Source organism: Caballeronia sp. SL1002 (assembly GCF_057814995.1).
In genome coordinates, this window is record NZ_JBYMUW010000002.1 from 604,128 (window position 1) to 625,120 (window position 20,993).

General features: G+C 63.5%; 21 protein-coding genes. 12 read left to right on the forward strand and 9 right to left on the reverse strand.

From position 1 onward, the window contains the following. Nucleotides 1-237 precede the first annotated feature (237 nt). The 3 genes from AC3D25_RS05630 to AC3D25_RS05640 are packed head-to-tail and all read right to left on the reverse strand — an operon-like array spanning nucleotide 238 to nucleotide 2,485. A complete protein-coding gene (locus AC3D25_RS05630; protein ID WP_488887466.1) occupies nucleotides 238-1,005 on the reverse strand; it encodes an ABC transporter ATP-binding protein in 768 nt (255 codons plus the stop codon). A gap of 26 nt (nucleotides 1,006-1,031) precedes the next feature. Then, nucleotides 1,032-1,745 carry an ABC transporter permease gene (locus AC3D25_RS05635; protein ID WP_488887467.1) on the reverse strand — a complete coding sequence of 238 codons (714 nt, stop codon included), beginning with the start codon at nucleotides 1,743-1,745 and terminating at the stop codon, nucleotides 1,032-1,034. Nucleotides 1,746-1,795: 50 nt separating this feature from the next. Further along, complete coding sequence (locus AC3D25_RS05640; RefSeq protein ID WP_488887468.1) at nucleotides 1,796-2,485, reverse strand: ABC transporter permease; 690 nt, start codon at nucleotides 2,483-2,485, stop codon at nucleotides 1,796-1,798. Nucleotides 2,486-2,981: 496 nt separating this feature from the next. Here AC3D25_RS05640 and AC3D25_RS05645 point away from each other — a divergent pair, with 496 nt between their 5' ends. Next, on the forward strand, nucleotides 2,982-3,680 hold the full coding sequence (locus AC3D25_RS05645) for a pirin family protein (RefSeq protein ID WP_488887469.1): 699 nt from the start codon (nucleotides 2,982-2,984) through the stop codon (nucleotides 3,678-3,680). A gap of 105 nt (nucleotides 3,681-3,785) precedes the next feature. Here AC3D25_RS05645 and AC3D25_RS05650 read toward each other — a convergent pair whose 3' ends face one another. Beyond that, complete coding sequence (locus tag AC3D25_RS05650) at nucleotides 3,786-4,400, reverse strand: Spy/CpxP family protein refolding chaperone (protein ID WP_488887470.1); 615 nt, start codon at nucleotides 4,398-4,400, stop codon at nucleotides 3,786-3,788. Between the two features lie 231 nt (nucleotides 4,401-4,631). Between AC3D25_RS05650 and AC3D25_RS05655 the strand changes: the two genes are divergently transcribed. Both AC3D25_RS05655 and AC3D25_RS05660 read left to right on the forward strand, forming a co-directional pair. Beyond that, the gene (locus tag AC3D25_RS05655; protein ID WP_488887471.1) at nucleotides 4,632-5,354 is read left to right on the forward strand and encodes a response regulator; all 723 of its coding nucleotides are present in this window, start codon (nucleotides 4,632-4,634) and stop codon (nucleotides 5,352-5,354) included. Then, nucleotides 5,338-6,678 carry an ATP-binding protein gene (locus AC3D25_RS05660; protein WP_488887472.1) on the forward strand — a complete coding sequence of 447 codons (1,341 nt, stop codon included), beginning with the start codon at nucleotides 5,338-5,340 and terminating at the stop codon, nucleotides 6,676-6,678. Before AC3D25_RS05655 ends, AC3D25_RS05660 begins: the two co-directional genes overlap by 17 nt. A 16-nt stretch (nucleotides 6,679-6,694) precedes the next feature. On the opposite strand, the gene AC3D25_RS05665 is transcribed toward AC3D25_RS05660, so the two are convergent. Both AC3D25_RS05665 and AC3D25_RS05670 read right to left on the reverse strand, forming a co-directional pair. Continuing rightward, nucleotides 6,695-6,958, reverse strand: a complete 264-nt coding sequence (locus AC3D25_RS05665) for a double-stranded DNA-specific endonuclease (protein ID WP_488887473.1) — start codon at nucleotides 6,956-6,958, stop codon at nucleotides 6,695-6,697. Between the two features lie 66 nt (nucleotides 6,959-7,024). After that, a complete protein-coding gene (locus AC3D25_RS05670; RefSeq protein WP_488887474.1) occupies nucleotides 7,025-8,722 on the reverse strand; it encodes a GGDEF domain-containing protein in 1,698 nt (565 codons plus the stop codon). 612 nt (nucleotides 8,723-9,334) lie between these two features. Between AC3D25_RS05670 and AC3D25_RS05675 the strand changes: the two genes are divergently transcribed. Then, complete coding sequence (locus AC3D25_RS05675) at nucleotides 9,335-11,095, forward strand: ABC transporter permease (protein ID WP_488887475.1); 1,761 nt, start codon at nucleotides 9,335-9,337, stop codon at nucleotides 11,093-11,095. 30 nt (nucleotides 11,096-11,125) lie between these two features. Then, a complete protein-coding gene (locus AC3D25_RS05680; protein WP_488889612.1) occupies nucleotides 11,126-12,466 on the forward strand; it encodes an ABC transporter ATP-binding protein in 1,341 nt (446 codons plus the stop codon). Between the two features lie 73 nt (nucleotides 12,467-12,539). Here the strand turns inward: AC3D25_RS05680 and AC3D25_RS05685 are convergent, their stop codons facing one another. From AC3D25_RS05685 to AC3D25_RS05695, 3 genes are all read right to left on the reverse strand, one after another. After that, nucleotides 12,540-13,055 carry a hypothetical protein gene (locus AC3D25_RS05685; RefSeq protein WP_488887476.1) on the reverse strand — a complete coding sequence of 172 codons (516 nt, stop codon included), beginning with the start codon at nucleotides 13,053-13,055 and terminating at the stop codon, nucleotides 12,540-12,542. After that, the gene (locus AC3D25_RS05690) at nucleotides 13,052-13,606 is read right to left on the reverse strand and encodes a hypothetical protein (protein ID WP_488887477.1); all 555 of its coding nucleotides are present in this window, start codon (nucleotides 13,604-13,606) and stop codon (nucleotides 13,052-13,054) included. The genes AC3D25_RS05685 and AC3D25_RS05690 overlap by 4 nt, the downstream gene beginning before the upstream one ends. Nucleotides 13,607-13,877: 271 nt before the next feature. Then, complete coding sequence (locus tag AC3D25_RS05695) at nucleotides 13,878-14,951, reverse strand: sigma-54 interaction domain-containing protein (protein ID WP_488887478.1); 1,074 nt, start codon at nucleotides 14,949-14,951, stop codon at nucleotides 13,878-13,880. 578 nt (nucleotides 14,952-15,529) lie between these two features. On the opposite strand from AC3D25_RS05695, the gene AC3D25_RS05700 reads away from it, so the two are divergent. The 7 genes from AC3D25_RS05700 to otsA all read left to right on the forward strand — a co-directional run bounded on the left by AC3D25_RS05700 (nucleotide 15,530) and on the right by otsA (nucleotide 20,907). Further along, complete coding sequence (locus AC3D25_RS05700; RefSeq protein ID WP_488887479.1) at nucleotides 15,530-15,910, forward strand: hypothetical protein; 381 nt, start codon at nucleotides 15,530-15,532, stop codon at nucleotides 15,908-15,910. A 163-nt stretch (nucleotides 15,911-16,073) separates the two neighbouring features. Next, nucleotides 16,074-16,391, forward strand: coding sequence for an ElaB/YgaM/YqjD family protein (locus tag AC3D25_RS05705; protein ID WP_488887480.1), 318 nt, complete (start codon nucleotides 16,074-16,076; stop codon nucleotides 16,389-16,391). Nucleotides 16,392-16,458: 67 nt separating this feature from the next. Then, nucleotides 16,459-16,713 (forward strand): hypothetical protein, encoded by a 255-nt coding sequence (locus AC3D25_RS05710; protein WP_488887481.1) that lies wholly within the window; start codon nucleotides 16,459-16,461, stop codon nucleotides 16,711-16,713. Nucleotides 16,714-17,011: 298 nt separating this feature from the next. Further along, nucleotides 17,012-18,415 carry a sigma-54-dependent transcriptional regulator gene (locus tag AC3D25_RS05715; protein ID WP_488887482.1) on the forward strand — a complete coding sequence of 468 codons (1,404 nt, stop codon included), beginning with the start codon at nucleotides 17,012-17,014 and terminating at the stop codon, nucleotides 18,413-18,415. 198 nt (nucleotides 18,416-18,613) lie between these two features. After that, complete coding sequence (locus tag AC3D25_RS05720) at nucleotides 18,614-18,862, forward strand: hypothetical protein (protein WP_488887483.1); 249 nt, start codon at nucleotides 18,614-18,616, stop codon at nucleotides 18,860-18,862. A 182-nt stretch (nucleotides 18,863-19,044) separates the two neighbouring features. Further along, nucleotides 19,045-19,281 (forward strand): hypothetical protein, encoded by a 237-nt coding sequence (locus AC3D25_RS05725; RefSeq protein WP_488887484.1) that lies wholly within the window; start codon nucleotides 19,045-19,047, stop codon nucleotides 19,279-19,281. Between the two features lie 177 nt (nucleotides 19,282-19,458). Continuing rightward, complete coding sequence (gene otsA / locus AC3D25_RS05730) at nucleotides 19,459-20,907, forward strand: alpha,alpha-trehalose-phosphate synthase (UDP-forming) (protein ID WP_488887485.1); 1,449 nt, start codon at nucleotides 19,459-19,461, stop codon at nucleotides 20,905-20,907. The last annotated feature ends 86 nt before the right edge of the window (nucleotides 20,908-20,993 follow it).

Below are 20,993 nucleotides of genomic sequence, written 5' to 3' on the forward strand. Positions count from 1 at the left end.
TCGAAAATGCAATTCCGCCGCCGTTGCGTGGTCTGGATAACCCTGCCTGAAATACGCGATCGCCTTACTGGGTAAGGGTTTGTGGGATTCGCGAGCTAACACTTAAGGATATTTTCTATTGACGTCGCCGGCGTAGAGGATTAGGCAAAAAAAGCGAGAAACTTCTCCGTTTGTGGGATGCAAATGCAAAAAGCGCCTTTCGGCGCTTTTTAGTAGTTACTGAGAAACAGGCAAAAGTTACTTGAGACTGCCCGATAAAAACTGCCGCAGACGGTCGCTCTTCGTGTTGCCGAAGACTTCATCGGGATGACCTTCTTCCTCGATCCGTCCCTGATGCAGGAACACGACGTGATTCGAGACATTGCGTGCGAACGCCATTTCGTGCGTCACGACGATCATCGTGCGGCCTTCCTCGGCGAGCGTCTGCATGACCTTCAGCACTTCGCCGACAAGTTCGGGATCGAGTGCGGAGGTGGGTTCGTCGAAGAGCATGACGTCGGGATGCATGGCGAGCGCGCGCGCAATCGCCACGCGCTGCTGCTGGCCGCCCGACAAATGCGACGGATACTGCTTCTCGACACGCGGCGCGAGGCCGACTTTTTCGAGATACGTCCGCGCGCGATCTTCGGCTTCTTTCTTCGACAGCCCGAGCACGTTGACGGGCGCTTCCATCACGTTTTCCAGCACGTTCATGTGCGACCACAAATTGAAGTGCTGGAACACCATCGAAAGTTTCGAGCGCACTTCGCGCAACTGCTTCTGATCGGCCACTTTCAGCGCGCCGTGCTTGTCCTTCAGCGTGCGCACTTCTTCGCCGTCGACAAAAATGCGTCCCTGATTCGGCTGCTCCAGAAAGTTGATACAGCGCAGCATCGTGCTCTTGCCGGAACCCGACGAGCCGATGATGCTGATTACGTCGCCCGCATTCGCCTTCAGCGAAACGCCTTTGAGCACTTCGTTGCTGCCGTATTGCTTGTGGAGGTCGTCGACGAAAAGTTTGTGCATCGGTGATTTCATTTGGCGGTTCATGGTCACTTGCCCTGCGGCCGCAGATACGCGAGCCAGCGGTGCTCGGCGCGGCGGAACAGCCACACGAGCGCGAACGAGATGAAGAGATACAGCAGGGCGGCGATCCCGAACGCCTGGAACGACTGATACGTGGCCGAGTTCACGTCGCGCGCGATCTTGAGAATGTCCGGCACGGTCGCGGTGAAGGCGACGGTCGTGGCGTGCAGCATCAGGATCACTTCGTTGCTGTAGTACGGCAGCGCGCGGCGCAGCGCGGAAGGCAGAATCACCCGCCGATACAGCGTGAACGACGACATCCCGTACGCGCGCGCGGCTTCGATTTCACCGTAAGGCGTCGCCTTGATCGCGCCGGCGAAAATTTCCGTCGTGTAGGCGCAGGTATTGAGCGTGAACGCCAGCAGCGTGCAGCGCATACCGTCGCGGAAAAACGCGTCGAGCACGACGTGATCGCGCACGACCTGCAGACTGTAAAGACCCGTGTAGCAGAGCAGCAACTGCACGTAGAGCGGCGTGCCGCGGAACACGTAGGTGTAGAGCCACACCGCGCTCGACAGCACCTTGTTCTTCGAGACGCGCGCGACCGCGAGCGGAATGGAGAGACAGAAGCCGAGGCCGATCGACACGACCAGCAGCCACATCGTGATGGCGAGGCCGGTCACGCGGTAGCCGTCGGTGAACAGATAATTGCGCCAGTATTCCTGGATGATTTCGATCATGGTGTCCGCCGCGTTGAGCGTTTTGAGCGATGGGGAGCGTTCGGTAGCGCTTAAAGGTCGGCTCGGCGCACGCCGATCGAATAGCGGCGTTCCAGCCAGATCAGCACGAGATTCGAGACGGTCGTGATGACGAGATAGATCGCGCCCGCGAGCAGCGTGAAAAAGAAGAAGCGCAGCGTGCCCTTGCCCGCGTCCTGCGACGCCTTGACGACATCCGCGAGGCCGATGATCGACACGAGCGCCGTCGCCTTCACCATCACCTGCCAGTTGTTGCCGAGGCCGGGCAGGGCGAAGCGCATCATCTGCGGAAACATGATGCGCGAGAACGTCTGCCACGGCGTCATGCCGTAGGCCGCGCCCGCTTCGAGCTGGCCGCGCGGCACGGAAAGAAACGCGCCGCGGAACGTTTCGGTGAAATACGCGCCGTAAATGAAGCCGAGCACGATGATGCCGGCGAGAAACGGATCGATATCGATCTGGTCCCAGCCGATGAGATCGGTGAGCTGGTTCAGCCAGATCTGCAGGCTGTAGAACAGCAGCAGCATCAGCACGAGATCGGGCACGCCGCGGATCAGCGTCGTATACAGCGTGCCGACGCCGGAGGCGATCCGGTTGCGCGAGAGCTTCGCCGCCGCGCCGACCAGCCCGATCGCGAAAGCGAAGATGAGCGACAGCACCGCCAGCTTGACGGTCTGCCAGGTGCCCGCGAGGATCAGTGGCCCATAGCCTTGCAGAAACATGGTGATTCCTTGGTGACGTGCGCGTGGCCGCCGGAAACCGCAAAAAACGGCGGGTAGTTAATAGCGAATGACTCAGCGAATGACTCAGCGAATGACTTAGCGAATGACTCAGGGTTCGCTGGCCGACGCTCGCCTGGCGGCCGCCCGACGGCACCTACGACGGTGCCTGCGACGGTACCTGCGACGGCACCTGCGACGGTGCCCATTCTAGGCGTCCAAAAATGGGCGTCGCGCGGGTGTGCGGGGCGCGGCCGGGTTTGCCCGGGATCGCGTGCCGCTAGCCACAGAGCGCCGACCGGACGGCCGATCTCGAAAAGCGCGGTATTTTACCCGAACGGGGCCGGGACGCCAGCGGCAGCGCGCCGGGCGGCGCAAATCGTCGGACTTGAGGCGATTAGTCACACCAGCGGGACGGTGTGGTGCCTGCGCGGGGCGTTGTTTGTCGGGGTGCGCGCGCATACATTGGATGCATCGCGAAACCAACCGGAGAAACGCAATGTTCGACATTCGACGCGCCAACGAACGAGGCCACGCCAACCACGGATGGCTCGATTCGTATCACAGCTTTTCCTTCGCCGATTACCACGATCCGGAGCACGTCCATTTCGGCGCGCTGCGCGTCATCAACGAAGACCGCGTTGCGGCCGGACAGGGCTTCGGCACGCACGGTCACCGCGACATGGAGATCGTCAGCTACGTGCTCGAAGGCGGATTGGCCCACCGTGACAGCATGGGCAACGGTTCGACCATCCGCCCGGGCGACGTCCAGCGCATGAGCGCCGGCACCGGCGTGCGCCATAGCGAATACAACGGTTCGGCCACCGAACCCGCGCATTTCCTGCAGATCTGGGTCATTCCGGATGTACAGGGCGGCGCGCCGGGCTACGAGGAAAAGCACTTCGACGACGCCGAAAAGCGCGGCCGTCTGCGCGTCATCGCATCGCCGGAAGGACGGGACGGCGCGGTGAAGATCGGCGCGGACACGGAAATCTACGCGGGTCTGTTCAACGGCGACGAACGCGCCGAATTCGACGTGCCGGCTGGCCGCCGCGTGTATGTGCATGTGGCGCGCGGTGCGGTGTCCGTGAATGGACAGGCGCTCAACGCGGGCGATGCGGCGAAGCTGGAAGACGTCGCGAAGGTGACGCTCGACCACGGCGATAACGCCGAAGTGCTGCTCTTCGACCTCGCGTGAATCTGGCCGACGCGCGTGAGTACGAGATAGCCAGGGCGTATGCAAAAGCCGCGGGAGCGAATCCCGCGGCTTTTTGCGTTTACGCCCGACGCTGGAACGCGTCGCTTACGGCTTGATCAAGGGCGCCGATGCTCCGTTGGGCGCCATGCCCGGGCCGCCCGGCTGCTTGCCCCAGCGCTCGTGCATCTTCATCTCATGCTCGTGCATCCGCGCGAAATGCTTCTTCAGCGCCGTGCTCACCGTGGTTTTCTGGCTGTCGTCGAGCGCGTTGTAGAAGGCGAGCCACGCGCCGGTGGTCTGGTCGCGTAACTGAGCGTTCTGTTGCTCGATCTTCTGATGCGCCGCGTTCATCGCGTTTAGATCGAGGATCGGCTGCTGCTGCATCGACTGGAACTGGTCGTGCATCTGCTTGTGGCTTTCGCGCATGGCGGCACGGTTTTGCTTCATCGTGTCGAGCGCGGTTTGCCAGAGCTTTTCCTGATCCGCGTTCAGCTTCAACTGACCGTGCAACTGGTCGAGCTGCTTCTGCATGCGCATTTCCATGCGATGACCGCCGGGGCCGCCTGGACCACCGGGACCACCGGGACCACCCATCGCCATGCCCGGGCCGCCGGGCGGCGGCGCGTCCGGCGTGGCGGCGTGCGCGGCGCCGAAGGTCAGGGCGAGCGCGGCGGCCGTCACGGCGATCAGGCGGGATTGCTTCAACGTGTGCTTGAGCATCGGATACTCCATTATTAGTGTGCGAAGCCGATGAGGCGGGGCGGGCTGGCCGTCGTGGCCGGCGTCTCGCCTTCGGTAAGACACAGCGTAGACATTCATCCGGCGAGCCGTGTTACGGACCCGGTTGCCGGTATTACGCTGGTTTACGAGCTGCTTTCGCAGTAACACCCGGTAACCCTTTGGGCCGCCGTCGTGGCGTTCCCGGCCGCGAGTGGCGTTAAACTTCCTCCCATGGCTACTCAAATACTTGTCGTCGATGACGACGCTGAACTGCGCGACCTGCTGCGCGATTATCTGGTCCGGCAAGGCATCGAGGTATCGGTGCTGCATGACGCCGGTTCGCTCGAACGCAGGCTCGAGCGCGAACGTCCGGATCTGATCGTGCTCGATCTGATGATGCCGGGCGTCGACGGTCTGACGGCGCTCAGAAAGCTGCGCGCCTCGGGCGATGACATTCCGGTCATCATGCTCACCGCGCGCGCGGACGACGTGGACCGTATCGTCGGGCTGGAACTCGGCGCCGACGACTACCTCGGCAAGCCGTTCAATCCGCGCGAGCTGCTGGCGCGCGTGCAGGCGGTGTTGCGCCGGCGTCGCACCATTCCGTCGGCTGCGCCCGAGCAGCGCGAACCGTTTTCGTTTGGCCGCTTCCGGCTCGATTTCCAGTCGCGCACGCTGCAACAGGACGAAAAACCGCTCACGCTTTCCGGCAGCGAGTTCGCGCTCCTGAAAATCTTCGTCAACAATCCGATGCGCACGCTCACCCGCGAGCGTCTGCTCGAACTGCTGCACGGTCCGGAATACGACGGCACGGACCGCGGGATCGACGTGCAGGTGTGGCGTCTGCGGCGCATTCTCGAAACCGATCCGTCCGCGCCGCGCTTCATTCAGACCGTGCGCGGGCGCGGCTATGTGTTCGTGCCGGACGGCGAGCAAAATGCGTCGGCCCATTGATTCGCTGTTCGGCCGGCTGGTCGTGCTCGTTATCGGCGTGCTGGTGCTGTCGCACCTCGCGTGGTTCGCGGTCATCCGCGTCGAGCGCGACAATTCGCAGACGCGTTACGCGGTAGAAGAGGCGACGTTCCTGGTGGATGCAGTGCGCCAGCACGTCGCCAATACGCCGGATCAGCCGCTGCCGTCGCGCGTGCGGATCGTGCCGGCGTCGAGCGCGGACGTGCCCAAGCCCGCGAGCGACGAGACCCCGCCGCCGCTTGCGAGCTTCCTCGACGACCTGCGCGACCGCATGCCCGCGGGCACCGACGTGCGTGCAGGCGAGCCAGGCGGACCGCCGAGCATCTGGGTGCGCGGCGCGAAGGAAGCCGACTGGATCGTCGTGCCGGTTCAGCCGTTGCGCCCGCCCCGTTCGCGCGACCGCATGCTGTTGTGGCTCGCCATTATTTTCTCGACGGCCGTCATGGCGGCGCTCGTCGCCGCGTGGCAGTTGCAGCATCCGCTGCGCTCGCTCGCGCAGGCCGTCGCCCGGTTCGGACGCGGCCAGCCGACGCCGCCCGTGCCCGAGCGCGGGCCGCGAGAGCTTCGTCAGTTGACACACGGTTTCAATCAGATGGTGCGCGAGTTTTCGCAGACCGAGAACGATCGCGCGGTGATGCTCGCGGGCGTCGCGCATGATCTGAAGACGCCGCTTGCGCGTCTCAGATTGCGCGCGGAAATGATGGAAGAGGCGAAGCTGCGCGACGGTGTGGTGCGCGACGTCGATTCAATGGCGCATATCGTCGATCAGTTCCTGGTCTTCGCGCACGATGGCGCGGACCGCAGCGAGCCGGTCGAGGTCGATCACCAGTGCGAACGCATCGCGCGCAACTACCGCGCGGTGTCGCCGGCCGCGGAGCCAGTGCAGACGCAGCTTCGCGCCGGACGCAATTTCGTGCTTCCCGCCGCCACGCTCGAACGGATTCTCTCGAATCTTCTGGAAAACGCGCACGCTTATGGGGCGCCGCCGGTCGTGATCGAAACGTCGCGGGCCGCTAAGGGATGGTTGCTGACGGTGTCCGATCATGGCGGCGGTATCCCGCCGGCCGATCTGATCAAGGCGAGCCGGCCGTTCGTGCGGCTCGATCCGGCGCGCGGCGGCAGCGGCCATAGCGGCCTCGGTCTCGCGATCGTCGAACGGCTCGCGCGCCGCGCGGGTGGCGAGTGCGAGATCGGCAATCATCGGAACGGCGGCTTGCAGGTGGTGATTACTTTCCCATTCGACATCGCCACCCGCCACGCCGACGAACTCGCGGGCCATGCGCCGCGCGAAGCCCGCGCGCTCTGAGCCGCGAGAGGACCTGTCAGCCGAACAGCGAGTCGAGCGCGGCGGCGGCGTCGCTATCGACCGTGTTGTAGGTCACCGTCGAGGCTTCGAAGATGTAGTGCGTGGTGTACTTGCCGAGCCGCGCGAGAATTTCCTCTTGAATCACTTCGGGCGCGACCTCGAGCTTCAAATACCACGCGGTCGAAGAGAGCCGGGTCTGGAACGCGCCATATTCGCCAAGCAGTTGGTCGAAGGCGTAAGCGTCCTGATCCCGGCAGACGATGACCAGATTTCCCTTCATGCGAACCTCCGGATAACGGCAGTGATTATCGAGCTTCGATAATACCTGCTGCAGCGCCGCGAGCCGCTACTTTCCCGCGTAGGTATTCTCGGTTCGGCGCGCGGATGGCGCGGTATCGGCGTCGGCATCGGCGGCGCGGGTTTGCGTGCGGTCGCGCCCGAGCGATTTCGCCTGATAGAGCGCGAGGTCGGCGCGGCTCAGCATCCCTTCGGTGGTGTCGGCATCGGCCAGTTCCGTGATCCCGATGCTCACTCGGAGCAGCGCTTCCGATGGCAGGTGCGCGGAACGCTCGTGATGAAACGCCATCCGCAGCCGTTCGAACACCGCTTGCGCGTCGGCGAGACCGGTTTGCGGCAACAGCACGCCGAACTCCTCGCCGCCGAGCCTGCCGATCGCGTCGCAGGTGCGCAACTGGGCGCGGCTCACTTCGACGAAATGCTCCAGCGCGCGGTCGCCCGCCGCGTGGCCGAAGCGGTCGTTGATCTGCTTGAAGTGGTCCAGATCCGCGATCGCGACCGCGAGCGGCGTGCCAGCCGCGCGCGCGAGATCGACTTCGCGGCGCAACGTGTCGAGGAAATAGCGGCGCGAGAGGGCGCCGGTCAGCGCGTCGTGGCGCGCTTCCGCCGAAAGCAGCGTGTTGGCCGACTGCAGTTGCGCGGCCAGATCGCGCGAGCCGCGATGCAGACGCCGCTCGCGCAGATACGACGTCGCGATCACGATTGCCAGTCCGAGCACGCCGACCGTCGTGAGGAACACGAGCACGCGGTCGCGCGCGCGGTTGCGCATGATCTCGTCCCAGCCGGCGAGCGGATGCACGATATGCGCCGATAACCCTGAGTTCAGCCCGGTACGTTCATCGTAGAGCGCGGGTTTCGCGCCCCCGCCGGTCGAGTAGAACGAATCCGTGACGCTCGCCGGCAGCCACGGCGCGTCCGCGCGCAACCGGGGACCGATCCGGTCGATCCGTAACATCGGAAAGTCCTCGCGGCGGTAATTTTCGAAGCGCTCGGCGCGCGTCATGTGCGTCACCGGCGTGTCCGGCATCGCCGTGTTTTCGCGCCGGCCGTCGTGCGCCATCACCACGACGCCGTTGCCGTCGGTGACGAACGTGCCCGTGCGCGCGACCCAGTGGCGCAGCCGGTCGATGCTCACTTTGGAGATCACCGCGCCCACCAGGAAGCCGTCGGCGTACACGGGCGCGGCGATGAAGATGCCCGGGTCGCCCGACAGCCGCCCGACGCCGTACATTTCCGCGAATCCGCCCACCAATGCCTTCTGGATATAACCGCGCGCGTGCATGTCGACGCCGATGAAGCTGTTTTTGTCGCCCGCGTTGCTCGACGCGATGCAGACGCCCTGGTCGTTCACGAGCCAGATCGAATCGAGGCCGGAGAAACCTTGCGCGTTGTGAAGGAACGCGTTGATTTTCGTGAGCAGCGGTTCGCGCATCAATTCGGCGCGCCGGTCGGTTTCCGCCGCCAGCATCTTCGAGGCATAATTCCGGGATTCCGAGAGCGCCTGCTGCGTGATGTCGAGTTCGGCGAGCGTGCCGGGAATGGCGCGCGACATCGCGAGATCGCTGGCAATGATCTGCGCCATGTTATCGACGATCGACGCCGCCATCTGGCGCTCGGCGCGCATCGTGGACGTGAGTTCTTGCTGTACCATTCGGTCCGCCAGCGCACCGGCGGCAACCCAGCACGCGCATGCGAGCAACGCGAGCAGAAGCGTCGCGGTCACACGGTGCAAGATTGTCTTGTTCATCGATCCTCTAGTCTGTTTAACCGTCATGCGACAAGCGCCGCGCCCCGCCTGTCCGGCGAGTCCTGCGTCCGGCGACGCCTTTCGATGGCTGCGCGCCTGTAGTATCCGGCGCGCATCGGGAGCATCCGGCGGCACCGCGTGAGTCTGTCTATTATGCAACTCATGCGGACAAGGCCCGATTGGACGATGTTTTTGCATCGCTTTCAAGTTTCTTGTCGGATTGATCGAGGGATGCAGTGCCGGCGGTTCACGCGTCTCGCCCTGCAGCGGCGGCAATCGAGCGGTTAAATGGTGGTGAATTACAACAATCGGCTCACGCTTGCGCGCTCAATCTTGCGCGCGAGGTTGTGCCTGAAACACGGGTTGGTGTAGTGTCGTGCGTCCTGCGACAAACTGCGACGAACTGCGGCGGAAGGCGCGCCAGAAGCGCCGCCGGCGTAGTCCGTTCCCGGAATTCAGCCGAGGGATCGGAGCCTGTCGAGCCTGCCGCAAGCCAGCGCTCCGGATCGAAAAAGAAACTAGCCGCGACTTCGCGGACCCGCCAAGCCTTGGGGCTTTAGCCGTAACCCGCGCCGCGCGCGGGCGCAACACGCCTCACCGGGAGGGCATCTGATGGATTTTGGCTTCAACCTGAATCGCACGGCGAACGCATCGGCGTGGCGGCTCCTGCCCAATCGGTGGGATTTCGTCGCTTTCCCGATGATCATCTGCATCATCGCGCTCGCGGCGGTCGGCTTTCACGAAACCATGGCGCCGATTTCGACGCTCAAGACGCAGGCCATTTCGCTCGATCCGTCGAATCTGCCCGAATACGCGCTGCGCACCACCTTACGAATGCTCGCGGCGATGGTCGCGTCGCTGATCTTCACGCTCGTCTACGGGACGCTCGCCGCGAAAAGCCGCCGCGCGTCGATCGTGCTCGTGCCGATTCTGGACATCCTGCAATCGGTGCCGGTGCTCGGCTATATCTCCTTCACCGTCACGTTCTTCCTCGCGCTCTTTCCGGGCCGCGTGATCGGCGCGGAGTGCGCGGCGATCTTCGCGATCTTCACGAGCCAGGCGTGGAACATGACGTTCAGCTTTTATCAGTCGCTGCGCACGGTGCCGCGCGACCTCGATGAAGTCTCGCGCGGCTTTCACCTGACCAACTGGCAGCGTTTCTGGAAGCTCGAAGTGCCGTTCTCGATGCCCGGCCTCATCTGGAACATGATGATGTCGATGTCGGGCGGCTGGTTTTTCGTCGTCGCGTCCGAGGCGATCACGGTCGGCAATCGAACCATCGTGTTGCCGGGGATCGGCGCGTATCTGGCGGCGGCGATCGGCGAGCGAAATCTCTCGGCAATCGGCTGGGTCATTCTGACGATGACCGTCGTGATCCTCGCCTACGATCAGCTCATGTTCCGTCCGCTCGTCGCGTGGGCCGACAAATTTCGCATGGAGAACACGAGTTCGGGCAACGCGCCGGAGTCGTGGCTGCTCGACCTGATTCGCCGTACGCGCCTGATTCACCAGTTGCTGGTGCCCGCCGGCTGGCTGTTCGCGAAGGCCGCGCGCGTGCCGATCCGGCTGCCGTCGCTGCAAAGCTTTCATCTGCCGCTGCCGAAGTTGCCCACCGAACGCGTCTCGACGCGTACCGGCGACATTCTCTGGGGCGCGGCCGTACTCGTGCTGACGGCGTTCGTCGTCTGGAAAGTGACGACCTTCGTGATGACCGGCGTGACCTGGGGCGAAGTCGGCCACGTGTTCTGGCTCGGCCTGCTCACGCTCTTGCGCGTGGTCGTGCTGATCGCGCTGGCGTCGGTGGTGTGGGTGCCGATCGGCGTGCTGGTCGGGCTGCGTCCGGCGCTCGCGGAAAAACTTCAGCCGCTCGCGCAGTTCCTCGCCGCGTTTCCGGCGAACCTGCTGTTTCCGGTGTTCGTGGTCGTGATCGTGAAGTTCGATCTGAATCCGGATATCTGGCTGTCGCCGCTGATCGTGCTCGGAACCCAGTGGTATATCCTTTTCAACGTGATCGCGGGCGCGACGTCCTACCCGAACGATTACCGCGAGGCCGCCGCCAATTTTCAGATCAAGGGCTGGCAATGGTGGCGCCAGGCCATCCTGCCGGGCATTTTCCCGTATTACATTACCGGCGCGATCACGGCGTCGGGCGGCGCGTGGAACGCGAGCATCGTCGCCGAGGCGGTGTCGTGGGGCAATACGGAGGTCGTCGCGCACGGTCTGGGCGCGTATATCGCCGAAACCACCGCCGCGGGCGACTACCCGAAGATCATTCTCGGCATCGCCGTGATGTCGCTTTTTGTCACGCTGTTCAACAGACTGCTGTGGCGCCCGATGTACGCCTACGCCGAAGCGAAGCTCCGGCTGGATTGAGGACGAGTTCCCATGCAGAACGTCAAAACCATGCAAACGAACGGTGTCGGCGGCGCGGCGGCCAGCGCACCCGCATCGCCGCCGCGGCTCGGCGCGGAAATCCTGCGCGTCGATCAGGTCAGTCGCGGTTTCAACAAGACACAGGGCGAACTGCTCGTCCTGGAAGACGCGAATCTGTCGTTGCGCGAAGGTGAAATCGTCGGATTGCTCGGCCGATCCGGCTCGGGCAAGTCCACACTTTTGCGGATTATCGCCGGGTTGATCGAACCGACGGCGGGCGCGGTGACGTACCTGAACGAGCCGTTGCGCGGCCCGGCGAAGGGCGTCGCGATGGTGTTTCAGACCTTCGCGCTGTTCCCGTGGCTGACCGTGCTGCAAAACGTGGAAGCCGGGCTGGAAGCGCAAGGCGTGGCGTCGCGCGAGCGGCGCGAGCGCGCGCTGGCGGCGATCGATCTGATCGGGCTGGACGGTTTCGAGAATGCGTATCCGCGCGAGTTGTCGGGTGGGATGCGCCAGCGCGTCGGCTTTGCACGTGCGCTCGTGGTCGATCCCACGCTGCTCCTGATGGACGAGCCGTTTTCCGCGCTCGACGTGCTGACCGCCGAGAACTTGCGTACCGATCTGCTCGATTTGTGGACGCAAGGGCGCATGCCGATCAAGTCGGTGCTGATCGTCACGCACAATATCGAGGAAGCCGTGTTCATGTGCGACCGGATTCTCGTGTTGTCGTCGAATCCGGGCCGCGTGATGGCCGAGATCAAGGTGCCGTTCAAGCATCCGCGTAACCGGCTCGACCCGGCGTTCCGGCGTCTGGTCGACGATATTTACGCGAAGATGACCGCGCGCAAGAGCGGCGAGGCGACCAAGAAAGGGCTGGAACTCGGTAGCTGGCTGCCGCACGTTTCGACCAACCTGATGGCCGGGTTGATCGAGACGCTCGCCGCCGAGCCGTACCACGGCCGCGCGGACATGCCGGAAATCGCGCGTTCGCTGCATCTCGAAGTGGACGATCTCTTCCCGGTCGCGGAAGTGCTGCAGCATCTCGGTTTCGCCGATGTCCGCGAGGGCGACATTTTCCTCACGCCGCCCGCGCGCGTCTTCGCCGAATTCGGCACGCAGGAACGCAAGATGATGTTCGCCGAGCATCTGCTGCGTCACGTGCCGCTTGCCGCGCGGATCAAGAAAGTGCTGAACGAGCGGCCCGGTCATCGCGCGCCGCGCGTGCGCTTCGAGCAGGAACTGGAAGATTTTCTCTCCGACAAAGCCGCCGAGGAAACGCTCGATGCCGTCATCACCTGGGGCCGTTACGGCGAGATTTTCTCGTACAACGACCAGACGGAAATGCTGAGCCTCGAAGACGTGGAAGCGTAGGCGGCAGGTTTTCAGGGCGAAAAAAAGCGCGGTGTTCTTTGACGGACACCGCGCTTTTTCTTTGGACCACGCGTTATTGCAGATTGCCCCAGCGCTCGACCGCCGGTTCCGCCGACGCCCAGCGCCAGCCGACGTCCTGCTTGCACGCCGTCGCGAGGAACCAGTCCTGATGAGCACCCGCGGCTTCGCCATCCGCGACCGAGAACGCGAATTCCTTGCAGGTGGCGAGGGCGCTCGAAAATTCGCGCAGCACGCGGACATCGCCGTGACCGTTTTCGACCGGCAGCGTGTGATCGACGCGCCACGGCCGTGTCTCGCCGACGCCGGACATGCCCGCCGCATAGGCGATCGCGACTTGCTGGTCGGTGTGCATCGATTTCATTACACGTTTGACGACTTCGTCGGTGGCCGCCTGAACCGCGATCCCGACGCCGATCCCGATCGCCGGATTACTCGTGACTACACCGGTCGCGACGCCTGCCGCCGCACCGCTCGCCGCGCCGATCGACGAGCAGCCGGAGACGGACACCGCCGCCGCAAGCGCTGCTGCTGCGAGCGCCGCGCAACTGAAACCCGTGCGCACGCTCATTGCAGCGCGCCCCAGCGCGGCGTGGCAGGTTCCGCCGACGCCCATTTCCACTTCGCGCCGTCGCGGCATACCGAGGCGACATAAAACGCGCTGTCGGCGGCGTGGTCCTTGGTGGCGTCGTGATCGACGGAGAACACGATTTCCTTGCAGTCGAGCGTGCCGCTGCTGATCGTGCGGCTTACCGTCACGCGGCCTTTTTCGTCGTCTTCGATGGGAATCGAATGCGTGGAAAGCCAGGGCGCGACCGCGCCGACCTGGAGCGGACCGGCGGCCATGGCGATCTTGTCCTGCGTATCGGTATGCACGACGCGCTGCGAATACTGCACGCCGGCGCGCGCGGCGGCGACGGCGCCGAGGCCAATGCCGGTTGCGACTGCTGCGTTGTTGGTGACTTTTGCGGCGAGGGCCGCGCCCGCGACACCCGCGCCGGCGGTCGCGCCTTCGCTATACAGCGAGTTGCAGCCGGTGAGACTCACGCAGGCGAGGGCGCCTGCCACGAACGCGGCAAGCGTGACGGCGCTCGGACGGCGCCGGTAATTCGAATTACGCATGTTGCTCCGTTCCTTCGTATGCCTTTCTTTTCTCTTTCGATGCAACGCCGGGGCGCGACAAACCGCCGCAAAACAGCCGGTGATCTGTCGGAAACCTAAGCAATACAAGGCGCAACGGCATTTTGAAGCAACCGTCTAAAAGGCGGGCAAAGAAAATTGCAAGCAAATGCAAAATTTTGGAACGGCCGAAAGGAATGAAGCGAAAACTGAAAGGAAAGCGGGGGTCTGAAAGACAAGCGGCGCCGCCCGCGCGGCGCCTTTGATAAACGTTTTAGACGCCGTCGGTGCCGGCGGGCGTCGTATCGGCGGATTCGCCGCCTTCGCTTTCGTACGCGCCAAGCCGGTTGTAGAGCGTCTTGAGGCTGACGCCGAGCGCTTTCGCTGCGCGCCGCTTGTCGCCGCCACAGTGTTTGAGCGTGCCGAGAATGATCTGCTTTTGCGCGTCGGCGAGCGGTGTGCCGACCCAGACATTCATCGCGTCGCCTTGCGTGACGGGCTTTTTCACCCGCGACGCCAAATGCGGATGCGCGATTTCAACGGTCTTTTCGGCGAGGATGAACGCGCGATACACGGTGTTTTTCAACTCGCGCACATTGCCCGGCCACGAATACGTGCGCAGCATGTCGAGTGCGCGCTTGCTGAACGTCTTGCTCGTGCCTTCCTGCGCGTTCATTTCCGAAAGGAAATGCTGCGCGAGGAATTCGCGATCGGCGTCGCGTTCGCGCAGCGGCGGCGCGCGCAACGGAAACACGGCGAGCCGGTACATCAGGTCTTCGCGCAGGCCGTTTTCCTTCACGGCGACGATCGGATCGCGATTGGTCGCGGCAATCACACGCACATCGGAATGGATCAGGTCGTTGCCGCCGACCCGGAAAAACGTTCCCGTTTCGAGCGCGCGCAACAGTTTCACCTGCCGCACCGGCGACATTTCCGTCACTTCGTCGAGAAACAGCGTGCCGCCGTTCGCGTGCTCGAAATAGCCGATCCGTCCCGACACCGCGCCGGTAAAGCTGCCCTTTTCGTGGCCGAACAATTCCGCTTCGATCAGATTGTCGGGAATCGCGCCGCAGTTCACGGCGATAAACGGCGCGTCGCGGCGGGCGCTGTGATCGTGGATCGTGCGCGCGATCAGCTCCTTGCCCGTGCCGGACTCGCCGATGATCAGCGCGGTCGCGTCGGTGCCGGCCACGCGCTCGATCTGCGAATACAACTCCAGCATCACGGGCGACGATCCGTACAAAAGCCCGTAAGACTTCAATCCGGCGACTTCTCCCGCGTTACGTTTTTTCTGCGCCGGCGTGTCGCCTGCGGTCGCTGCCGGCGAGTCCAGATCGGTTGACGCCATGTCTTTCTTGTCCTGCAAATGTTGGTCGGCTAGGGCGGCAGGTCGGCCGCCAGATACGCGTCGAAAGGGTTGCGTGGACGAATTTCGTTGGGTTCGCCCGGCCGGCTGCCTGGCCGACGTTCCTGCCGCGCGATCGGCACGCTGCAGCAGGCCTGTCGTGAACGTCGCCGGCGTGGGCCGGATGCGCGGGGTTTAGACGCTCCGATCCGCGTCGGCATCGGCGTCGATATGGCGCCGGGCACGATGCGGACGAAACCCGCACGAGACCCGGACAAAGCACGCGCGCCCTGTCTCAAAAATTACTCTCAGGTGCTATTTAACCATTCGCGGCGAGGTCGCGGCAACGAGCTTCGGCAGTATGTGGGCATTTTCGGGATATGGATGCGCGGCGGTCTCGCGCCAGCCGGCAACCTTCACCGACCCGCCCTGAACTTACACGGTGAAAACGTAATACTTACCCACGCCCGGATCGCGTCATGCCCGAATTGCGGCGCGTCGTGGCCGTTAAAAGCGGGATGGCACGAAAGGTGCGTGAGCCTCTGCATTCGCAATTGAACGGCCGGTTCCGGCGACGCGCTATGGAAAATTCACTTAATTTCGACAATTCGCTGCCCGACCTCCCGCGCCAGCCTCGTGCGGGCCGAAGCGGACGCGACGCCGGATCGACGGGTGCGCGTGTCGAGCGCCAGGAACTCCCGGCTGGCGAGCCGATCGACATCTATCACTGGGCGGCAGTCGCGCTCGTCACGGCGCTTATGTGCGCCGTGCTGGCCTACGCGGCCGGTACGCCAGCGCTGTCGCGGGCGGCGACCCTGACGAGCATCGCGTTCGGCGTGCTCGGCGGCGTGCTGATCGCGGGCGGACTGGTCCGCACGATGCGTCGGCGAGTGCTGGCCGTACGCGGTGCCGCCGCCGTATCGTTAGGCGACGGCACACTGGCCGCGTCGCGCGGGCAATGAAGCGTCATCGGCGCCGAACGCCCGACGAGAGGCAGCAATGACGCGTTCCCACGCGCGGCTTCGCCCACACACCCGGCCCGGCGCGGCGCCGTCCAGCGGCAAGGACGCGACCGCCGCCTGTTTCCGGACTCAACCCCACAAGCTACCGAAGGACCTCACGGACATGAGCCAGACCACTGTGCAGCTTGCGCTAGGCAAGCAAAAGATCATCGAAGATATCAAGGTCCTGCTGAACGATTCCGAGGAATTGCTCCGTCTCAGCGCAACCTTGCCGGGCGAAGGTGTCGACGCGCTGCGCTCGCGGCTGCGCGATCACGTCGATTCCGCCCGCAGCGCGCTCGAGGGCGCGCAGACAACCGCGCAGGCCCGTTACCGCGCGCACGTCGATAACACCGCGCAATATGTTCAGGACAAGCCGTGGCAGGCGCTCGGCGTTGCGGCGGGTATCGGATTTTTCTTGGGCATTCTTATTTCACGATAAGTCTTCACGAAAAGTCGACCGGGCCGGCGACGCGGGCGGAATTTGTATAACGAAGAGGGAGTCAACAATGGCACGACCGAAGATTGGAATTTTCAGCGCGTTATTCGCCGTGGGCAGCGTGCTGGCGTGGAAATGGGTGCAGTCGAGGAACGACGCGCCGAAACGCGCGCCGCGCGAGTTGCACCGCTGGGAGGACGAGGGCGGTAAGGTCGTCACGCCGTCGAGCGCGGCGGTCGCCGCCGCAGCGCCCGCGACCAACGGGAGCGCTGCGAATGGCGTGATCGGCGGGACGGCTGACGCATGGCATTTTCCGACTAGCTGAACGCCGCAAGGCCGGCGCGTGCGGCGCCGTGAAGGAAGATCGAAAGCGCACCCCAGCGGGTGCGCTTTATCTCGATAACGCTTTATAATCGACTGAGATAACGTAATTAGCTCACTGTATGGCAAGAATTGCACACAATTCATTTCGTCATGCCGAGCATCCGGAAAATTTTACTCTCCCTTGCGCCGTCAGCGTTTTCCGCTCGCGCGCGCCCGGCCTGGTGGCGTCCCCGACGACCCAGAGACACCACGCCGCTTTCAGCGCGTGACCTTCAACGCATTGGAAAAACTCAAGACGCATGCCACATGTATTGATTGTCGATGACGATCCCAGTACCCGCGAGGCACTAGCCGCGATCATCGGCGAAGACGGACTGACGACAGCCACGGCCGGCGATTTGCGCGAAGCGCGCATCCAGCTCGTGCGCCAGACGCCCGATGTCGTGTTCACCGATCTCAAGCTGCCGGACGGTTCGGGCGTCGATTTGTTCGAAGATCTCGATCCGCGCTCGGGCGTGGAGATTATCGTGATCACCGGTCACGCGACCGTCGAATCGGCGGTGAGCGCGCTCAAAATGGGCGCGACCGACTACCTCGTGAAGCCGATCAACATGCAGCGCGTCAAGGCGATTCTGTCGCGCTTGCCGCGTCCGGGCGACCTGAAGGCGGAAATCGGCACGTTGCGCGGCGAGTTGCGGCGCATGGGCCGCTTCGGTCTCATGCTCGGCAATTCTCCGGCGATGCAAACCGTCTACGACCAGGTCGGCCGCGTTGCGCCGACGGCGGCGTCGGTATTGCTGATCGGCGAATCGGGGACCGGCAAGGAAGTCGCCGCGCAGACGCTCCACGAACTGAGCCTGCGCCGAAAGCACGCGTTCATCGCGGTGAACTGCGGCGCGATCTCGCCGAATCTGATCGAATCGGAGATGTTCGGCCACGAGCGCGGGTCGTTTACCGGCGCGGATCGCCAGCACAAAGGCTATTTCGAGCGCGCGAACGGCGGCACGCTGTTCCTCGACGAAATCACCGAAATGCCGATCGAATTGCAGGTCAAACTGCTGCGCGTGCTGGAAACCGGTATGTTCATGCGCGTCGGCACGACCAAGGAACTGGAAACGGACGTGCGCCTGATCGCCGCGACCAACCGCGATCCCGAGCAGGCCGTGCTCGAGGGCAAGCTCCGGCTCGACCTGTATCACCGGCTCAACGTGTTCCCGATCAACCTGCCGCCGCTGCGTGAACGCGGCACGGACGTGGAATTGCTCGGGCAGGCGTTCCTCGACGAACTCAACTCGCGCTACAACACCAAGAAGACATTCCCGGCGAGCGTGCGTGAAATGCTGGCGTCGTATCCGTGGCCGGGCAACGTGCGCGAACTGAAGAACTACGTGCAGCGCGCGTACATCATGTCGGGCGCGGAATCGGATAGCACGGCGACCGTGCCGCTGCAGATTTCGCTGTCGAAGCCGTCGGCGGGCACGGCGGTCACGATTCCCTTCGGCACGTCGCTCGCGGAAGCGGATCGTCAGTTGATTCTCGCGACGCTCGAACAGTGCGGCGGCGTGAAGACGCGCGCGGCCGAAATTCTCGGCATCAGCCTGAAGACGCTGTACAACCGGCTGGTCGAATACGGCGACGAAGCGAACAAGGCGGGCGAAAGCGTCGCCAGCGAACTCGGCGACGCCGACGCGACTCACGGTTAGGTCGTTGATTCTTCACACCAAAAACGCACCCTAAAAACGCCCGCGCGCTTCCAGCCCGCGGGCGTTTTTCTTTTGGCGTTCGAGCATTGCGCGCCGATAATGAGATAGAAGGCGATGGATGAAGGCGCGGGGGCATGGGCTTTGCTGAACTGTAAGGGTCGTCTCCGATCACTACGATAAGCCAACAAGGAGCCCGCCATGTCTTTGCCCGATTTTCATTCCGAGTCACGCTCCAGGTCACATTCCGGGTCACATTCCGACCCACGATCCGATCTCATCCACGCCCAGACGCCGCAACCGCCGGATCCGCCGTTCACGCCGCCCGATCAGCCGCCGACCATGCCGCCCGATACGATTCCAGACCCGACGCGCGAGCCGCCCGCGCCGCCGTCCCAGCCGATCGGCGATCCGCCTCCGGGACCGAACGAAACGCCGCATGTCGGATGAGGCTTCGGTGGCAGACAGGAGCAGGACAATGCGCAGCGGTTTGAACATTTTTCCAGCCGCACTGTAGGCATTACAACGTAGGACGCAACAATGACCGGGACGCGCGTCGCGAACCGGTCATTGTTGCGTCAGGATAGCCGCCGCCGACCCATCATTCGACGGCCTTCTACCTGGAGGCATCAATGAGGCACCCCGCACTTCGACGTTCCGCACGCCATTCATCCAAGCGCGAAGCACGCGCCGCCGAGGGAAAAGACGCGCTTCCGCCGAGCGCGAATGCGGCGGCAGCGGACCACGATCCCGCGAGCCAGAACCGCCCCGCGCCTGGCGCGCCGCCCGATGGCGCCCACAATCAGGGCGGCGCGAGGCCCGAGGGAATCGACTATCAGCGCGATCTGGGTTCCGAGCAGGACGCTTAAGCGCACGCGTTCTGCGCGAGTTTTCTTCTCCGTGGCGATGCCTCGCCGCGTGTTTCAATTCGTCGGTCACATTTAAATACAAATTTTATTTTACCGATTGTAAAAAACGGCATGCGTCTTGCATACCCTCATACGTCAATTCGAGAAAGCAACGACAACTGATGAGGTGAAGCTGTAATGAGCAGATTGATCGTGGTATCGAATCGCGTCGCGCCGATCCAGGAAGGCAAACCCGCTGCGGGTGGCCTGGCTATCGGCGTGCTGGATGCGCTGAAGGAGACAGGCGGCGTGTGGTTCGGGTGGAGCGGCGAGATCGTGGGTGAGGCCGCGCCGCCGGTGATCGAAAAGCGCGGCAACGTGACTTACGCGACGGTGGGGCTGACCCGGCGCGATTACGACCAGTACTATCGCGGATTCTCGAACGCCACGCTGTGGCCGACGTTCCATTATCGCAACGACCTTTCGCGCTTCGATCGCGAGGAATATGCGGGTTATGCGCGCGTCAACGCGAGTCTCGCGCGCCAGTTGAAGGCGCTGCTCGAACCCGACGACATCATCTGGGTTCACGACTACCACCTGCTGCCGTTCGCGCAGGAATGCCGGGCGGCGGGCATCACGAATCCGATCGGATTCTTCCTGCACATTCCGTTTCCCGTGCCCGAAGTCATGCGGACCATTCCGCCGCACGAGGAATTGATCAAGGCGATGTGCAGCTACGACATCGTCGGCTTTCAGACGGAAGCCGATAAGCAATCGTTTGTCGATTACATCGAGCGCGGCAATCTCGGCCATTCGAGCGAAGACGGCATGCTGCAGGCCTATGGCCGCATGTTGAAAGTGGGCGCGTATCCGATCGGAATCTATCCGGACGCGATCGCGAAAGCCGCCGAGCAATTTTCGAATCGCAAGCCGGTGCGGAGCCTGCGCGATGCACTGCGCGGCCGCAAGCTCATCATGAGCGTCGACCGGCTCGATTATTCGAAAGGGCTTGCCGAGCGTTTTCAGGCGTTTGAACGGCTGCTCTTGAACGCGCCGGGCTGGCATGGTCGTGTGTCGCTCGTGCAGATCGCGCCGCCGACGCGCTCGGACGTGCAGACGTATCAGCGCATCCGCCAGAATCTGGAAGGCGAAGCGGGGCGCATCAATGGGCGTTTCGCGCAACTCGACTGGACGCCGATTCAGTATCTCAACCGCAAATACGACCGCAATCTGCTGATGGCGCTGTTCCGGCTTTCGCAGGTCGGTTACGTCACGCCACTGCGCGACGGCATGAATCTCGTGGCGAAGGAATATGTGGCGTCGCAAGATCCGGCCGATCCGGGCGCGCTGGTGTTGTCGCAATTCGCGGGCGCGGCGGATCAGCTGCCGGGCGCGCTAGTGGTCAATCCGTTTGATTTGTCGCAGATGTCCGAGGCGTTGGAACGCGCGTTGTCGATGCCGCTCGCCGAGCGTCAGGCGCGCCACGCCGATATGATGGCGCCGCTCCGCGAAAATAATCTGTCCGTCTGGCGCGATTCGTTCTTGCGCGATTTGCGCAGCGTCGCGACGGCGGCATCGGTAACGAAGAAAACCGTCGATAAAGTGGCGGAGCCGAAGCGAAGCGCGAGAATGTCGATGGGCCGATGAGTCCTCCGCTTTAAAAAACCCCGCGCGAGACGCGGGGTTTTTTTTGCGCGTCGCGGTACGCGGTTTGCGTGGGTGTACGCATTCCG

Excerpts from the sequence above, each read along its gene's own strand:
- AC3D25_RS05670 (WP_488887474.1), bottom strand. The coding sequence starts at position 8,722 with ATGAACAAGACAATCTTGCACCGTGTGACCGCGACGCTTCTGCTCGCG.
- AC3D25_RS05715 (WP_488887482.1), top strand. The coding sequence starts at position 17,012 with ATGCCACATGTATTGATTGTCGATGACGATCCCAGTACCCGCGAGGCA.
- AC3D25_RS05665 (WP_488887473.1), bottom strand. The coding sequence starts at position 6,958 with ATGAAGGGAAATCTGGTCATCGTCTGCCGGGATCAGGACGCTTACGCC.
- AC3D25_RS05700 (WP_488887479.1), top strand. The coding sequence starts at position 15,530 with ATGGAAAATTCACTTAATTTCGACAATTCGCTGCCCGACCTCCCGCGC.
- AC3D25_RS05725 (WP_488887484.1), top strand. The coding sequence starts at position 19,045 with ATGAGGCACCCCGCACTTCGACGTTCCGCACGCCATTCATCCAAGCGC.
- AC3D25_RS05630 (WP_488887466.1), bottom strand. The coding sequence starts at position 1,005 with ATGCACAAACTTTTCGTCGACGACCTCCACAAGCAATACGGCAGCAAC.
- AC3D25_RS05645 (WP_488887469.1), top strand. The coding sequence starts at position 2,982 with ATGTTCGACATTCGACGCGCCAACGAACGAGGCCACGCCAACCACGGA.
- AC3D25_RS05640 (WP_488887468.1), bottom strand. The coding sequence starts at position 2,485 with ATGTTTCTGCAAGGCTATGGGCCACTGATCCTCGCGGGCACCTGGCAG.
- AC3D25_RS05635 (WP_488887467.1), bottom strand. The coding sequence starts at position 1,745 with ATGATCGAAATCATCCAGGAATACTGGCGCAATTATCTGTTCACCGAC.
- AC3D25_RS05655 (WP_488887471.1), top strand. The coding sequence starts at position 4,632 with ATGGCTACTCAAATACTTGTCGTCGATGACGACGCTGAACTGCGCGAC.
- AC3D25_RS05720 (WP_488887483.1), top strand. The coding sequence starts at position 18,614 with ATGTCTTTGCCCGATTTTCATTCCGAGTCACGCTCCAGGTCACATTCC.
- AC3D25_RS05650 (WP_488887470.1), bottom strand. The coding sequence starts at position 4,400 with ATGCTCAAGCACACGTTGAAGCAATCCCGCCTGATCGCCGTGACGGCC.
- AC3D25_RS05695 (WP_488887478.1), bottom strand. The coding sequence starts at position 14,951 with ATGGCGTCAACCGATCTGGACTCGCCGGCAGCGACCGCAGGCGACACG.
- AC3D25_RS05690 (WP_488887477.1), bottom strand. The coding sequence starts at position 13,606 with ATGCGTAATTCGAATTACCGGCGCCGTCCGAGCGCCGTCACGCTTGCC.
- AC3D25_RS05675 (WP_488887475.1), top strand. The coding sequence starts at position 9,335 with ATGGATTTTGGCTTCAACCTGAATCGCACGGCGAACGCATCGGCGTGG.
- AC3D25_RS05660 (WP_488887472.1), top strand. The coding sequence starts at position 5,338 with ATGCGTCGGCCCATTGATTCGCTGTTCGGCCGGCTGGTCGTGCTCGTT.
- otsA (WP_488887485.1), top strand. The coding sequence starts at position 19,459 with ATGAGCAGATTGATCGTGGTATCGAATCGCGTCGCGCCGATCCAGGAA.
- AC3D25_RS05705 (WP_488887480.1), top strand. The coding sequence starts at position 16,074 with ATGAGCCAGACCACTGTGCAGCTTGCGCTAGGCAAGCAAAAGATCATC.
- AC3D25_RS05680 (WP_488889612.1), top strand. The coding sequence starts at position 11,126 with ATGCAAACGAACGGTGTCGGCGGCGCGGCGGCCAGCGCACCCGCATCG.
- AC3D25_RS05685 (WP_488887476.1), bottom strand. The coding sequence starts at position 13,055 with ATGAGCGTGCGCACGGGTTTCAGTTGCGCGGCGCTCGCAGCAGCAGCG.
- AC3D25_RS05710 (WP_488887481.1), top strand. The coding sequence starts at position 16,459 with ATGGCACGACCGAAGATTGGAATTTTCAGCGCGTTATTCGCCGTGGGC.